Source organism: Arthrobacter globiformis (assembly GCF_030815865.1).
GTDB lineage: Bacteria > Actinomycetota > Actinomycetes > Actinomycetales > Micrococcaceae > Arthrobacter > Arthrobacter globiformis_B.
Window position 1 is genome coordinate 3956459 of the sequence record NZ_JAUSXI010000001.1, and the last position, 14511, is coordinate 3970969.

Sequence of the window (14511 nt, forward strand, 5' to 3'; positions counted from 1 at the left end):
GACCGTGGTGCATGGTCCCGGCGCCTCACCTAGCTAGTTGAACTTCGTGGCACGGGCTTACTTCTCGGCCCACTCCCAGAAGTTCCACCAGACACCCGTCTGGTTCGGCATGAACTTCACGCCGGTGATGCGGTCGCTGTAGGCGTCAACACCAACGGACTGGAACAGCGGGAGGCCGTAAGCCGAGTCCCAGATCTTCTTGTCGATCTGCTTGGTCAGGTCATCCTGCTTGCTGCGGTCAGTCGTCACAATGAGTTCGTCCATGAGCTTGTCGGCTTCAGGATCGCTGAACTTGTTGAAGTTGGAACCGTTTCCGGAGCGGAAGATCTGCGGCACGCCGGAGACCCCGACGCCCGGGTTGATCCAGCCGAAGATCGTGGCGTCATAGCCGCCCTTGCCCAGGGCCTTGCCCCAGTCAGAGGCGCCAAGTCCGCCGTCGATGATCTTGAAACCGGCCTTGGTTGCGGACTCGCGGATGAGCGAGAACGCGTCCACACGGTTCGGGTTGTCCTTGTTGTACATGATGCGGACCTCGGGGGTCGCACCGTTCAGGAGCTTCTTGGCGCCGTCAACATCAGCATCCGCGAAGGCCGAGGATCCGTTGCCCTGCACGGAGGCGTCGTAGGCCGGCTGCGCGGGAACGAACAGCTGCGAATCCAGGGGCTTTGCCTCGGGGTCGAGCTTCTTGATGATCTTGTCGACGATGTCCTTGCGCGGAACCGTCTTCATGAATGCCTCACGGACATTCTTGTCTGCGAAGGGTCCCGAGTAGTTCAGGTCGATGTGGTCGTAGGAGAGCTGGTTGCCCTGTTCGACCGTGACGCCCTGGCTCTCGAGTGCCTTGAGCTGATCGAGGGTGTCAGCCGATGCCTGCGGGGCGATGATGTCGGCTTCGCCGTTCTTCAGCGCCTGAACCTGGGCCGGGGAGGAACCGATGTAGCGGACGGTGATCTCGTCCAGCTTGGCCTCGGGGCCCCAGTTGTAGTCCTTGTTGCGGACCATGGTCAGGGACTGGTCCTGGTTGATGCTCTGGACAACGAACGGGCCGTTGGAGAGGAACAGGCTCGGATCGCTCGGCAGGGTCTTGGAGTCGAAGCCGGTGTTCCACATGTCGGACATGGCCTTGAGCTTGGCATCGGCGGTCTTGGGCGCCTTGGCGTCGCCGCGGGGCATGCTCTTGAGGTGGTCGATGAAGGCCTGCGTGTCGGCCAGGCCGGCCTTCTTGGCCAGAACGTGGGCCGGGATGTCAATGCCCGGTCCGCCCAGTGCGATCTCCCAGTCCGCGAACGGCTTGGAGTACTTGATAGTCATGGAGCGGTTGTTGTCGCCGATTTCGGGGAAATCGGTGAGCGCCAGACCCGTTGGGTCCCCGGCGTAGGAGAAGTAGGACGTTCCGGCCTTACCCTCGGCGTCGGCGTCGTTGTAGTACCCGGAGAAGGCTGCCCACTGCAGGAGCAGGTCGGCCGCGGTGACGGGCGTGCCGTCCGACCACTTCACACCTTCGTTGATGGTGTACTTGACGGTCAGCGGATCGTCGGACGTCTTTTCCATCTTGCCGAATTTGTCGTTGTGGACGATGTTCAGCTGGTTGTCGATGTAGTAGAAGCCGGAGTGTGTGGCGTAGCTGACCTTCGAGTTGATGTCAGTGTTGCCATCGGCCGTGTTGGGGTTGAAGGTGTTGAACGCGTTGACCTCAACTACAGTGGCTGTTCCCCCCTGCTTGCCGGCCGCATTACTGGACGGGGTTGTCCCGCCATTAGTGCTCGCGCAGGCGCTGAGCGCCAGTGCAGCCGCGGCTGCAACGCCTACTGCTTTGGAAATACGACTGAATCGCATTCCGCCTCCTATGTTTCTGTGAGTGTGGAAAAGACCTTCGCTGTGGGCGCCGGCCAGACCCGCTACATCCCCCCAGTGAGATGTGGCGAGTCTCACATGAGAAGTAGCCTAGACCCGAACGTGCCACCTGCGGTCCGAAAGTTGTCCCCCAGTAAAGGTTGTTATCGAGATGCAACCAAGCTGTTGCCGAGCGAAAAGTCCGCGTTCTTTTTCCTTGACGCCATGTTGCACGGAGGGTAGAGGAGTCAATCACAAAAAAGCCCCGATCCAAAGGATCGGGGCTTTTTGCCGTTAATACTCAATCACTGAGTAGCTCAGCGCAAACTCACACGTTGAAGCGGAACTCCACCACATCGCCGTCGGACATGACATATTCCTTGCCTTCGATGCGGACCTTGCCGCGCGACTTGGCCTCCGCCATGGAGCCCGCGTCGATGAGGTCCTCGAAGGAGACAACCTCCGCCTTGATGAAGCCGCGCTGGAAGTCCGTGTGGATGACGCCGGCTGCCTGCGGGGCGGTGTCGCCCTGGTGGATGGTCCACGCGCGCGCCTCCTTGGGCCCGGCCGTGAGGTAGGTCTGCAGCCCCAGCGTGTGGAATCCGACGCGGGCCAGCTGGTCCAGCCCGGATTCGTCCTGCCCGTTCAGTTCGAGCATTTCGCGCGCCTCGGCCTCGTCCAGTTCCACCAGGTCGGACTCGAGCTTGGCGTCAAGGAAGATGCAGTCGGCCGGCGCAACCATCGCGCGCAACTCGGCCTGCTTCTCCTCGCTGCCGAGAATTCCTTCGTCTGCGTTGAAGACGTAGATGAAGGGCTTGGCCGTCAGAAGGCTGAGCTCCTTGAGGTGCTCCATCTCCAGCTTGTCGCTCTTGACGGAAGAGTAGATGGTGTCACCGCGCTCCAGAACCACCTGTGCGGCCTTGATGGCGGCGAGCTCCGCAGCCTCCCGCTTCTTGATCTTGACCTCTTTTTCGATCCGGGGAATGGCCTTCTCGATCGTCTGCAGATCGGCGAGGATCAGCTCGGTGTTGATGGTTTCCATGTCGGAGCGGGGGTCGACCTTACCGTCGACGTGGATGACGTCGGGGTCATCGAAGACGCGCACCACCTCGGCGATGGCTTCCGCCTCACGGATGTTGGCGAGGAACTGGTTGCCCAGGCCTTCCCCTTCGGAGGCGCCCTTGACGATGCCGGCGATGTCGACAAAGGAGACAGCCGCGGGCAGTACACGCTGCGAGCCGAAGATCCCCGCGAGCTGCTGGAGCCTGGGGTCGGGCAGGTTCACGACGCCGACATTCGGTTCGATGGTGGCGAACGGGTAGTTCGCGGCCAGGACCTGGTTGCGGGTCAGTGCGTTGAAAAGTGTTGATTTGCCGACGTTGGGCAGTCCGACGATGCCAATAGTAAGAGCCACGGACATTTATTCTACCTGTTCGGCCCCCGCATCCCGTGCCGGGCTGTTGCCTTCCAATAAATGTCACAGCCCCGTGCCACAGTGAAGGCATGGAACCTTTTGCAGTCATTCTGGCCCTTTTGATGCTGTTGCTGGGTGCCGTGTCCGGCGCCGGCGCGGTATACGTGGTGTTGCGCCGGCGGAGCGCCGCCGTGGAAGCGGATTTCGACGGCGTTTCGGCGCGGCTTTCGGAAGTCAGTGCCCAGTTTGCTGCCGCGGATGCCGAGCGGAGGCTCCTGTTGGCCCAGAACCGGGAGCTGGGCATGTCGCGTGAGCAGGACGGAAGCGTACTGCGGGCCCTGGCGCCGGTGGCTGAGAAGCTGACGGCGGTGCAGCAGCAGGTATCCCTGCTGGAACGGGACCGGCTCGAACAGTACGGGCAGCTGGCCCAGCAGCTGCAGGAAGCCCGCCTCACGGACGAGCAGCTGATGCGGTCCACGCATGCCCTTGAGTCGGCGCTCCGGTCGAACAGCGCGCGCGGCCAGTGGGGCGAAGTGCAGCTGCGCCGTGTTGTGGAGGCGGCCGGCATGATGCGGCATGTCGATTTCCATGAGCAGCACCACGGCACGTCAGGCACCGAGGCCGCCGTCCGCCCCGACCTTGTGGTCCAGCTGCCGGGCGACAAGCAGCTCGTTGTCGACGCCAAGGTCCCCCTGTCCGCCTACCTTGAGGCGCAGGAGTTGGGGCAGTCGGCCGGCGACAAGCCCGGGCTCACCCAGGCAGCGCGGGAAAACCTCATGGCGGCGCACGCCAAGGCGCTGAAGGCTCACGTGGACGCCCTCAGCACCAAGAAGTACTGGGACATTTCGGGGAACTCGCCGGAGCTGGTGATCTGTTTCGTCCCGGCCGAGTCCATCCTCGCCGCCGCTCTCTCCGCCGACCCGGCGCTCCTGGATCACGCCCTGTCCAGGAATGTGGTGCTTGCGTCCCCCGGCACGCTGCTCGCGGTGCTCAAATCCGTGGCGTTCACGTGGCGCCAGGACGTTCTCACGGACAGTGCGCGGGAGCTCTTCGAACTTGCCCGGCAGCTGTACGAGCGGATGGGCACTCTCGGGGACAACGTCGGCAAGCTGGGATCCTCGCTGAAAAGCTCGGTGGACCGCTATAACGCGATGGTAGGCACGCTTGAGGCACGGGTGCTTCCCACCGCGCGGAAACTGAATGCCCTGGACACCAGCGGACTGGTCACGCCCCCGGCCGTGCAGGTCACGCCGCGGTCCCTGGCAGCCCCGGAACTGCAGCACGATGAACCGCAGCACCTGGACCTGGAGACCCAGGAGCTGCATGCCACGGAACTGGAAGCCGGCGCATTGCGGGCGACTGAGCAGGAAGAGGACGCCGCTTAACGGATCCGCCGAATGGACGCCGGCTCGCGTGCTTCTTCTAGCGCGAGCGGCGTCCGCCAAGGGCGCGGGATACGTCCCCCGCTTCCTTGAGCGTGGCGCGGAGCTCCTTCGGCAGGGAGAAGAGCAGGTCCTCCTCCGCAGTCACAATTTCCTCGACGGCGTCGTATCCGTAGTCGGCCAGGAGGCGGAGCACGTCCTTGACCAGGACCTCCGGAACGGACGCGCCCGAGGTGACACCCACCGTGGCAACACCCTCAAACCAGGACTCGTCCACCTCGTTGGCGAAGTCAACACGGTACGACGCCTTGGCGCCGTACTCGAGCGCCACTTCGACGAGGCGGACGGAGTTGGAGGAGTTGGCCGAACCAACCACGATCACCAGATCGGCCTGGGGCGCGATCTTCTTGATGGCCACCTGGCGGTTGGTGGTGGCGTAGCAGATGTCGTCGCTGGGCGGATCCTGGAGCGTGGGGAACCGGTCCTTGAGCAGCCGGACGGTCTCCATGGTCTCGTCCACGCTGAGCGTGGTCTGCGAAAGCCAGATGACCTTTTCGGGATCCCGTACCGTCACCTTGTCCACCTCATGTGGGCCGTTGATGATCTGGATGTGTTCGGGAGCTTCGCCGGCCGTTCCTTCAACCTCTTCGTGGCCGTCGTGGCCAATCAGGAGGATGTCGAAGTCGTCCTTGGCGAAGCGGACGGCTTCCTTGTGGACCTTGGTCACGAGGGGGCATGTGGCATCGATGGTGCGCAGTCCGCGGTCCTCTGCGGACTGGACCACGGCCGGGGACACCCCGTGCGCCGAGAAGATGACCAGGGCGCCCTCGGGCACTTCGTCAGTTTCGTCCACGAAGATGGCGCCCTGCTCCTCAAGGGAGCTGACCACATGCACGTTATGGACAATCTGTTTCCGGACGTAAACGGGCGGTCCGTAGTGCTGCAGGGCCTTTTCGACGGCGATGACCGCGCGGTCCACGCCGGCGCAGTATCCGCGCGGAGCCGCCAGCAGAACCCTCTTGGGGCCCGGGACCGGTGCCGCCGCGAGCACTTCCGCCGGCGAACGCCGCCGGCGCGGGACGGTTGGCATCGAAAGGGAAACTGCAGAGGAAGTCATTGCTCCATGCTACCGGCTGGGCCGCAGGCCTCCGGGCGGCTCATCGCCTGCGGGCAGGACCGCCGACCACCCTGAGCAGCAGGCCTGCCGCCACCAGGGCCGCACCCACGAACGCCGAAACCAGCGTCCAGGACGCAAACCCGGCAGCGGAAGCCTCGACGAACTCCCGCTTGAACAAGTCAGCCATTTCGTTTCCGCTCGCGGTGCCCATGACGGCGTCGGCGGCCCAGCGGGATGCCAGCGTCCACAGTCCGGAAAGCGCCAGTGCGCCCACTCCTATGCCAGCCAGGACTTTCCACCGCCGGCGTGCCGTCACGAGCGCCAGGAGGAACGCCACCCCGGCGCCGACGGCCAGGCTGTATCCCAGCGGAGAGTAAGCGGAAACCCGTTCGACGAGCTGGCGCTGGTTCGTCTGGCCGATGTTCACCAGGGTCTGGCCCGGAGCCTCCAGCGGAACACCAACCTGGCTGGAAATCTGCTTGGCCGCGAGGGCGACCAGCGGGGCCACATCCAGGGTCAGCGAGGTGCTGGAATCCGCCTCGGGCGGCAGGGACGCCGGGTCGGCGAAGTTGAGGCGGTGGCTCTTTCGCAGGGTCTCTTCCCAGGCAGCCGGGTACTCAGGCAGGCCGGTGAGGGAGGTCGCTGCCTTTTCCAGCACCGGCCGCACCAGTTCGGCCACCGGTGCCGGGATGGTGCCGCCTGTATCGATGCTGCTGACGGCGGCGGTCGCCAGGCGCTTCTGGAAATCCGGATCCTTGCCCAGCGGTGCCGCCAGGGCAACGAAGCCATCCTCCTGCACGATGTTGCGGTCCACCCATATCGCCGGAACGGCGGCGGCGGAAAGGAGAAGACCAAGGATGACGGCCAAGGCCGCAAGAAATGAGCGCAAGGGGTTCCTAGCTGGTCGGGTTTCTCGGCTGGTCGGGTGCCTGGCTGGTCAGCAGGACACTGCAATCCTAGGCGCGCCGTCCCACTATCGAAAAAGTAAGGCGATAAAAATGCCGGGCGACCAAAGATGCCGGGCCGTCTGAACTGCCGGGTTATCAGCAATGCCGGTAAATGCCGCGTTCACCAACAATGTCGGAGCCCGGTGATACAGCTATGGATAGAGTTGACTGACCCACCGCGCACGCACCATCCACAGGCAAAGGACCGCGACCATGCAACTGGCATTCGCCGCCAACGGGGCTGCACATGGCTGAAAACGCCACTGTCCCTGCACCCGGAGCGGTCCCTGTACCCGGCACGGCCCCGGCAGCCGGCCCCAGCACGGTGCCGGCCACCGCCGCCGAGACAAGCCCGGACAACCCGTGGCCGCTGCAGTTGCTCTCCCAGAAGCTCAAGACCCACATCGAGCGGGCACCGGCAGCCTGGGTTGAGGGCCAGGTCATCGAACTGAACCGGCGCGGCGGCAGTGCGTTCCTCACCCTCCGGGATGTGGACGCCGAGATCTCCCTGCCGGCTTCCATCTGGTCCAAACTGCTCGACCGGCAGGAGACGCCGCTTGAGCGCGGCAGCCGGGTGGTGGCCCTGCTCAAGGCGGAGTTCTGGCTGAAGACCGGGCGCCTGAACATGTCCGTGAAGGACATCCGCCCTGTTGGACTGGGCGATCTCCTCGCACGGATAGAACGGCTGCGCCATGCCCTGGCCGCTGAAGGCCTGTTCGCCGAGTCGCGGAAAAAGCGGTTGCCGCTGCTCCCCCACCGGATCGGGCTCATCACCGGACGCGACTCCGATGCCAAAAAGGACGTTCTGCGCAACGCTGCCCTGCGCTGGCCGGCAGTCGAATTCGAGATCCGCGAGGTCGCGGTGCAGGGCAACACCGCCGTATCCCAGATGGTCAAGGCGCTTCGTGAACTCGATGCCCGTCCCGAGGTCGACGTGATCGTCATCGCCCGCGGTGGCGGCGCGCTGGAGGACCTGCTGCCGTTCAGCAGCGAGGAACTCATCCGCGCCGTCGCGGCCGCGGTGACTCCGGTGGTCAGCGCAATCGGGCACGAGGCGGACCGGCCCATCCTGGACGACGTCGCCGACCTCCGGGCCTCCACGCCCACGGATGCAGCCAAGCGCATCGTGCCGGAAGTCTCGGAGGAACTTGCCCGGGTCCGGCAGGCTGAAGCCCAGCTGCGCCGCTCGGTGACGCTGCTGGTAGCCAGGGAAACGGACCGCTTGGCGGCAATCCGGTCCCGTCCGGTCCTCGCGGCCCCGGAGAGCATGATCACGGCGCGCGCGGACGATGTGGAACGGCTGGCCCGCCGGTCCACGGCGGCCATCAGTGCTGCCGTGACGAGGGCTTCCGACCAGCTGGTCCACCTCCAGGCGCAGGTCCGGGCATTGTCACCGCAGCAAACCCTGGACCGCGGTTACGCCGTGGTGCAGCTTTCCGGGTCCGGCGGGGCCGTTGTCCGCCAGCCGTCCCAGGCCCCCGCGGGAACACCACTCGCGGTAAGGGTGGCCGGCGGACGGTTCGGCGCGGAATCCACGGGCGCTCCATAAGCCGGGACGAATACGAACCAGCACCTCAAATGACGCCGGCACCGAAGACAGCACCACCGACATGACAGGCCAGGAAACATGACAGATCCGACCATCAATACAGATCAGCCGCACAGCACGGAACAAGATACCGCAGCCCAACCCGGCCCCGCACTTCCTCCGGACATCGATGCCCTCAGCTATGAGGAAGCACGGGAACAGTTGGTAGCCGTGGTATCCAAGCTTGAGGCCGGCGGGACCAGCCTTGAGGATTCCCTGGCGCTGTGGGAGCGGGGCGAAGCCTTGGCACGGCGCTGCGAAGACTGGCTGGAGGGCGCCAGGAAGAGGCTCGCGGCTGCCCGCAAGGACAGCTGAACGCCAGAGGAGGTCCAGCCGGAGGTTAAGCCCGCTGAGGACCGCCCGCCCTGGTCAGGACCGCTCTGGTCAGGACCGCTCGACGAGGCGGCGCTCCGCTTCCACGTCGAACTCGGCCTTGGGCCACTCCAGTTCGAGCTCGCCGAGTGCCTCCAGCAACAGTTGCTGCACGGCGATGCGCGCGTACCATTTCTTGCTGGCAGGCACGACGTACCAGGGCGCTTGGTCCGTGTTCGTGGCGTCGAAGGCTGCCTGGTAGGCAGCCATATAGTCGTCCCAGAAGGCACGCTGTTTCAGGTCCTCGGTGTTGTACTTCCAGTGCTTGGCTGGATTGTCCAGCCGGGCCAGCAACCGCTCTTTCTGCTCGTCATTGCTGATGTGCAGCATGACCTTCACCACCTTCGTGCCCACCGCCACCTGCCGTGCCTCGAACTCGTTGATCGCCCGGTAGCGGCGTTCAAGCTCCTTCGGATCGGCCCAGCGGTGAACCCGGTGGATCAGGACGTCCTCATAGTGGGACCTGTCGAAGACCCCCAGCATGCCGGCGGCGGGGACTTCCCTTTCAATGCGCCACAGAAAGTCGTAGGCACGCTCCTCCGGCGTGGGGGCCTTGAAGGACTTGAACTGGACGCCCTGCGGATCCATGGCGCCCAGCACGTGCTTCACGACGCCGCCCTTGCCGGCGGTGTCCATTCCCTGCAGGATCAGGAGGACGCGCTTGGTTCCGCCGAACTTGGACTCGGCAAACAGCTTCTCCTGGAGCTCCGCGAGCTTTGCGTCCAGCTCCTCGAGGAGCAGCTCGCCGTCGGCTTTGTTCCCCGGATACCCCAGCGTGGCGTCAGGGTCTACGTCGGCCAGCTTGAAGCCCTTGCCGACTTTCAATGATTCTGAGGGGAACTTCGTGAATTCCACAACGCCGGCCATCGGGTCCTCTTTCCACGGTTGACTGTGGGTAAAGGCTAGTTCCCCTCATACCTGCTGAGGAAGTCTCCCATCCGGCCAATTGCCTCCTCGATGTCCTTGACGTTGGGCAGGGTCACCATCCGGAAGTGGTCGGGCCGGATCCAGTTGAATGCACGGCCGTGGGAAACCAGGATCTTCTGTTCCTTGAGCAGGTCCAGGACAAACTTTTCGTCATCCCGGATGTTGTAGACCTCAGGGTCGAGCTTGGGGAACAGGTACAGGGCGCCCCGTGCCTGCTGGGTGCTGACGCCGGGGATGGCGTTGAGCATGTCGTACGCCTTGTTGCGCTGCTCCAGCAGCCGGCCGCCGGGCAGGATGAGGTCGTTGATGCTCTGGTACCCGCCCAGTGCCGTCTGGATGGCATGCTGGGCCGGAACGTTGGCGCAGAGCCGCATGTTGGCCAGCAGGTTAATGCCTTCGAGGTAGTCCGCGGCCTCCTTCTTGGGCCCCGAGATGGCCATCCAGCCTGCGCGGTAGCCGCAGACGCGGTACGCCTTGGACAGCCCGCTGAAGGTCAGGCACAGCACGTCGTCGCCGGTAAGCCCCGCCATGTTTACGTGCACGGCGTCCTCGTAGAGGATCTTTTCGTAGATCTCGTCGGCGAAGATCACCAGCCCGTGCTTTTCCGCCAGGGCAACGATCTTGCGCAGCGTGCTTTCCGGGTACACCGCGCCGGTGGGGTTGTTCGGGTTGATCACCACGATTCCCTTGGTGCGGGGCGTGATCTTGGCCTCGAGGTCCTCCAGATCGGGCTGCCAGCCGGACTCCTCGTCGCAGAGGTAGTGCACCGGACGGCCGCCGGCAAGCGCCACCGAGGCGGTCCACAGCGGGTAGTCCGGGGTGGGGATTAGGATCTCGTCGCCCTCTTCGAGCAGGGCCATCAGCGACATGGTGATGAGCTCGCTGACGCCGTTGCCCAGGTAGATGTCGTCCACGTGGATGCTCTGGATGCCGCGGGTCTGGTAGTACTGCGAGACGGCGGTGCGGGCGGAGAAGATGCCGCGGGAATCGCTGTATCCCTGGGCGTGGGGCAGGTGGCGGATCATGTCCACCAGGATCGCGTCCGGCGCTTCAAAACCGAAAGGTGCGGGGTTGCCGATGTTCAGTTTGAGGATGCGGTGACCCTCTGCCTCCATCTGCTGGGCGGCCTGAAGAATCGGTCCACGGATGTCGTAAAGGACATTATGAAGCTTGGTGGACTGCTTAAATTCTGCCATTCATCAAATATGCCACAAGCGGGATGTAGTTCCGGGGAGACGTGCCTCACACACGGTTGACCCGGAAGGCGCCCAGCCGCCCGCCCTCACTTAACGCCGACGGCGGCTGCCGGTCCCCGCGGAACCCGCAGCCGCCGTCGTGCTTTCCTCGTCAGCCCAGGGCCTACTTAACGATGCCCTTGTCCTTGAGCCACGCAGCGGCCGCGTCCTTGGCGTTCTGCTTCTGGCTGCCGCTCACCGCACGGTTGAGGTTGATCAGGTCCTCAGTGGTGAGGGTCTTGGAGACATTGTTGAGTGCCTCCTTGGCCTTGTCCGTCACCTTGGCGTCGTTGTAGAGCGGCAGCACCTGCTGGGCCTTGAAGTTGTTCTTCGGGTCCTCGAGCACAACAAGGTCGTTATCGGCGATGGACGGCGTGGTGGTGAAGATGTCAGCCACCTGGACCTCGTCGTTCAGGAGCGCCTGCAGCGTCAGGTTGCCGCCGCCGTCGCTGAAGGGCTTCAGCGCCTTGAGTTCGCAGCCGTAGTTCTTCTTGAGCCCCGGGAACCCGTAGGACCGGGTTTCAAATGTGGCGGGTGCGGCCATGGTCAGGTCCTTGCAGACCTTGGCCAGGTCCTCGATCGACGTCAGCTGGTACTTTTCGGCGGTGGCCTTGGTGACCACCATGGCGTCCTTGTCCTCGGCCTTCGATGGCTCAAGCACGGCGAGTCCTTGCGGCAGCTTGTCCGGAAGAGCCTTGTAGATGTCCTCCGGCGTGACCTCGGCAGCCTGCGCATCGACGTGGGACAGCAGGTTGCCGGAGTAGTCCGGAACGACGTCCACCGACCCGTCCTGCACCGCTTTGAAGTAGATCTCCCGCGAGCCGATGTTCGGCTTGGTGGTGGCGGTGACTCCGGCCGCGCTCAGGGCACCGGCGTAGATCTCGGCGATGATCTGGCTTTCCGGGAAGTCCGCGGAGCCGACGACGAGGGAACCGCCGGAGGTGGCACCCCCGGTTGCACTTGTGGACGGGGACGACAGCGGATTGCCGCTGCTGCAGGCGGACAGGGCAAGAGCGAGGCCGACACCGGCGGCGAGGCCGCCCAGGCCACGGCGGGTAAGAGTCGTGCGGACGGGGTAATTCATGCGGTGCCTCCTTGAACAGCGGCTGCCGCGGGCGCGGCGGCCGAGAGATCGGTGACGGCCTTGCGGCCACCCTCGGAACGTGCAGACAGTCCCGGTGAAACGACCAGCCGCTGCACGGCCGCCAGGACAAGGTCGACGACGATCGCCAGCGCCGCGATGAGGAGCGACCCTGCCAGCATCCTCGGGAAGTCCTGGAGCACCAGCCCGTCGAACAGGTAGCGGCCCAGGCCGCCGAGCGGAAGGTACGCCACCACCGACACGGTGGCGATCACCTGCAGCACGGCGGTGCGGACGCCGCCGAACATCACCAGGAGCCCGTTCGGAACCTCCACGCCGAACAGGACCTGCAGCTCTTTCATACCCATGGCGCGGGCGGCGTCCACCACGTTTGAGTCCACGCTGGAAATGCCGGCGTAGGTACCGGCCAGCAACGGCGGCACCGTAAGGATGACCAGGGCCCACACCGGTGGCATGAGGCCGCTTCCGGCGACGAGGGCGAACAGCACCAGGAGCCCGAGCGTGGGCAGCGCGCGGAGGGCGCCGGCCACGGCCACGGCCACAACGCGGCCCCTGCCGGTGTGCCCGATGTAGAGGCCGACCGGGACAGCGATAGCGACGGCGATGATCAGGACCAGGCCGCTGTACTGCAGGTGTTCGAGCAGGCGGACGGGGATGCCGCCCGGACCGGACCAGTGCGCTGGATCCGCGAGCCAGGCGAACGTTTCAGTGAAGATGTTCATGAGCCCGCCCCCGCGTGCACTTTGGCGTCCGCGAGGAATTCGGCGCCGGACCTGGCGTTCGCGTCGGTCTTTACGGAGCCGGCCCTGGTCCACGGTGTGAGGACCCGTTCCAGGATCACCAGCAGAGCGTCCATCACCACTGCCAGCAGCAGGATGGCGACAATCCCCACCACCACTTCCGTGACGAAGTTCCGCTGCAGCCCGTCCGTGAACAGCATCCCCAGGTTTCCCACGCCCAGCAGCGCGGCGACGCTGACCAGGGAAATGTTGCTCACCGACACCACGCGGAGGCCGGCGAACATCACGGGCAGGGACAGCGGCAGGTCGATCTGCAGGAACCGGGCGGCCGGCTTGTAGCCCATGGCCACGGCCGCCTGCCGGAGGTCGTCATCGACGGAATCGAAGGCGTCCATGGCAGCCCGCACCAGCAGCGCCACGGCGTAGATGGTCAGGGCGACGATGACGTTCAGCGGGTCAAGGATCCGCGTTCCCAGCAGCGGCGGGAGAATGATGAACAGCGCCAGCGACGGGATGGTGTAGAGCAGGGAGCTCACGGTGGCCACCAGCTGCCGCAGTGCGCTGTGCCGGCGCGAGAACTGTGCCAGCGGGATGGAGATCAGCAGACCCAGGACCATCGGAACCAGGGCCAGGACCAGGTGCTGGCCGGCCCGTTCAAAGACCATGGGGCTGTTCGCCAGGAACCACTCCATCAGAGGGCGCCCTGCCGGGTCTGGCGTGCGGACTCGATGACGGAGAGCACCTCCGCGCCCTTGACGATGCCGGCAACCTTGCCGTCGCCGTCGACCGCGACGCCGAGCCCCGATGGGGAGGACAGCGCGGCGTCCAGGGCGCGCCGGAGGGTGTCGCCCGGCCGGAACAGGGAGCCGCCGGGGACGAGCTGGGAGTCGAGGCCGGGGCCCTCCCACCCCAGCGGGCGCTGCTGGTCATCCACCACCAGGCGCCAGGCGTCCGCGCTGGCCCTGGCATCCCCGCCCCGGGTGACCGTTTCAACGGGGTGAACCGCGACGCCGTCGGCCGTGGTGAAGGCGAGGTGCCGGAACCCGCGGTCCCGGCCCACAAAGGAAGCCACGAACTCGTTGGCCGGTGCCCGGAGGATCTCCTCCGGGGCGGCGTACTGCGCGAGCTTGCCGCCGACGGCGAAAACAGCCACCTTGTCGCCCAGCACGGTGGCCTCGTCAATGTCGTGGGTGACAAAGACGATGGTCTTGGCCAGGTCCCGCTGCAGGCGCAGGAGTTCCTGCTGCAGTTCATCGCGCACCACCGGGTCCACGGCGCTGAAGGGCTCGTCCATCAGCAGGACCGGCGGATCGGCGGCGAGCGCCCGGGCCACGCCAACGCGCTGCTGCTGGCCGCCCGAGAGCTGCGACGGGTACCGCTTGCCCAGCGACGGAGCCAGCCCCACGACGTCGAGCAGTTCCTCCGCGCGCTTGCGGGCGTCGGCTTTTGGCACGCCGTTTAGCCTCGGCACGGTGGCGATGTTGTCCACGACGGAGCGGTGCGGCATCAGCCCGGACGACTGCATCACGTAGCCCATGGAGCGTCGGAGCTCGGCTGCGGGCACGGAAGTGACGTCGCGCCCGCCCACCGTGATGGTCCCGGAGGTGGGCTCCACCATCCGGTTGATCATGCGCAGGGAGGTAGTCTTGCCGCAGCCTGATGGTCCTACGAACACCGTGATGGAGCCCTGGTCAATGGACATGCTCAGCTGGTCCACCGCCGGTTGCCCGCTCTGGTACTGCTTGGTGACGCTCTGGAACTCAATCATGGCTTCGGCCATACCCGGCTTACCTAACTGTTGGGGGGCAACATCGGACGGTAAAGCGAATTGATCATAAGCACGCTGTTTTTTGG

The 14511-nt window shown here is 65.1% G+C and carries 13 protein-coding genes; 3 read left to right on the top strand and 10 right to left on the bottom strand.

Annotation, left to right across the window (positions count from 1 at the left end; all coding sequences use genetic code 11):
- Positions 1-57: 57 nt before the first annotated feature.
- Together QFZ33_RS18360 and ychF are read right to left on the bottom strand one after the other, a co-directional pair.
- A complete protein-coding gene (locus tag QFZ33_RS18360) occupies positions 58-1836 on the bottom strand; it encodes an ABC transporter family substrate-binding protein (RefSeq protein ID WP_307029780.1) in 1779 nt (592 codons plus the stop codon).
- Positions 1837-2161: 325 nt separating this feature from the next.
- Complete coding sequence (gene ychF / locus QFZ33_RS18365; protein WP_307029782.1) at positions 2162-3247, bottom strand: redox-regulated ATPase YchF; 1086 nt, start codon at positions 3245-3247, stop codon at positions 2162-2164.
- 89 nt (positions 3248-3336) lie between these two features.
- Here ychF and QFZ33_RS18370 point away from each other — a divergent pair, with 89 nt between their 5' ends.
- On the top strand, positions 3337-4632 hold the full coding sequence (locus QFZ33_RS18370; RefSeq protein WP_307029783.1) for a DNA recombination protein RmuC: 1296 nt from the start codon (positions 3337-3339) through the stop codon (positions 4630-4632).
- Between the two features lie 37 nt (positions 4633-4669).
- On the opposite strand, the gene QFZ33_RS18375 is transcribed toward QFZ33_RS18370, so the two are convergent.
- Positions 4670-5746, bottom strand: coding sequence for a 4-hydroxy-3-methylbut-2-enyl diphosphate reductase (locus tag QFZ33_RS18375; protein WP_307029785.1), 1077 nt, complete (start codon positions 5744-5746; stop codon positions 4670-4672).
- Between the two features lie 40 nt (positions 5747-5786).
- Positions 5787-6635, bottom strand: a complete 849-nt coding sequence (locus tag QFZ33_RS18380; protein WP_307029787.1) for a hypothetical protein — start codon at positions 6633-6635, stop codon at positions 5787-5789.
- A 305-nt stretch (positions 6636-6940) separates the two neighbouring features.
- On the opposite strand from QFZ33_RS18380, the gene xseA reads away from it, so the two are divergent.
- Both xseA and QFZ33_RS18390 read left to right on the top strand, forming a co-directional pair.
- Positions 6941-8242, top strand: coding sequence for an exodeoxyribonuclease VII large subunit (gene xseA / locus QFZ33_RS18385; RefSeq protein ID WP_307029789.1), 1302 nt, complete (start codon positions 6941-6943; stop codon positions 8240-8242).
- 78 nt (positions 8243-8320) lie between these two features.
- On the top strand, positions 8321-8596 hold the full coding sequence (locus QFZ33_RS18390) for an exodeoxyribonuclease VII small subunit (protein WP_307029790.1): 276 nt from the start codon (positions 8321-8323) through the stop codon (positions 8594-8596).
- Between the two features lie 69 nt (positions 8597-8665).
- Here the strand turns inward: QFZ33_RS18390 and QFZ33_RS18395 are convergent, their stop codons facing one another.
- From QFZ33_RS18395 to QFZ33_RS18420, 6 genes are all read right to left on the bottom strand, one after another.
- Positions 8666-9520: a PPK2 family polyphosphate kinase gene (locus QFZ33_RS18395; RefSeq protein ID WP_307029792.1), complete on the bottom strand. Its 855-nt coding sequence runs from the start codon at positions 9518-9520 to the stop codon at positions 8666-8668.
- Positions 9521-9555: 35 nt separating this feature from the next.
- Positions 9556-10776 carry a pyridoxal phosphate-dependent aminotransferase gene (locus QFZ33_RS18400; RefSeq protein ID WP_214853840.1) on the bottom strand — a complete coding sequence of 407 codons (1221 nt, stop codon included), beginning with the start codon at positions 10774-10776 and terminating at the stop codon, positions 9556-9558.
- A 163-nt stretch (positions 10777-10939) separates the two neighbouring features.
- Positions 10940-11899, bottom strand: coding sequence for an ABC transporter substrate-binding protein (locus tag QFZ33_RS18405; RefSeq protein WP_307029795.1), 960 nt, complete (start codon positions 11897-11899; stop codon positions 10940-10942).
- Positions 11896-12639, bottom strand: a complete 744-nt coding sequence (locus QFZ33_RS18410) for an ABC transporter permease (protein WP_307029797.1) — start codon at positions 12637-12639, stop codon at positions 11896-11898. The genes QFZ33_RS18405 and QFZ33_RS18410 overlap by 4 nt, the downstream gene beginning before the upstream one ends.
- Positions 12636-13349, bottom strand: a complete 714-nt coding sequence (locus tag QFZ33_RS18415; RefSeq protein WP_307029799.1) for an ABC transporter permease — start codon at positions 13347-13349, stop codon at positions 12636-12638. The genes QFZ33_RS18410 and QFZ33_RS18415 overlap by 4 nt, the downstream gene beginning before the upstream one ends.
- On the bottom strand, positions 13349-14437 hold the full coding sequence (locus QFZ33_RS18420; protein WP_307029801.1) for an ABC transporter ATP-binding protein: 1089 nt from the start codon (positions 14435-14437) through the stop codon (positions 13349-13351). The genes QFZ33_RS18415 and QFZ33_RS18420 overlap by 1 nt, the downstream gene beginning before the upstream one ends.
- Positions 14438-14511 lie beyond the last annotated feature (74 nt).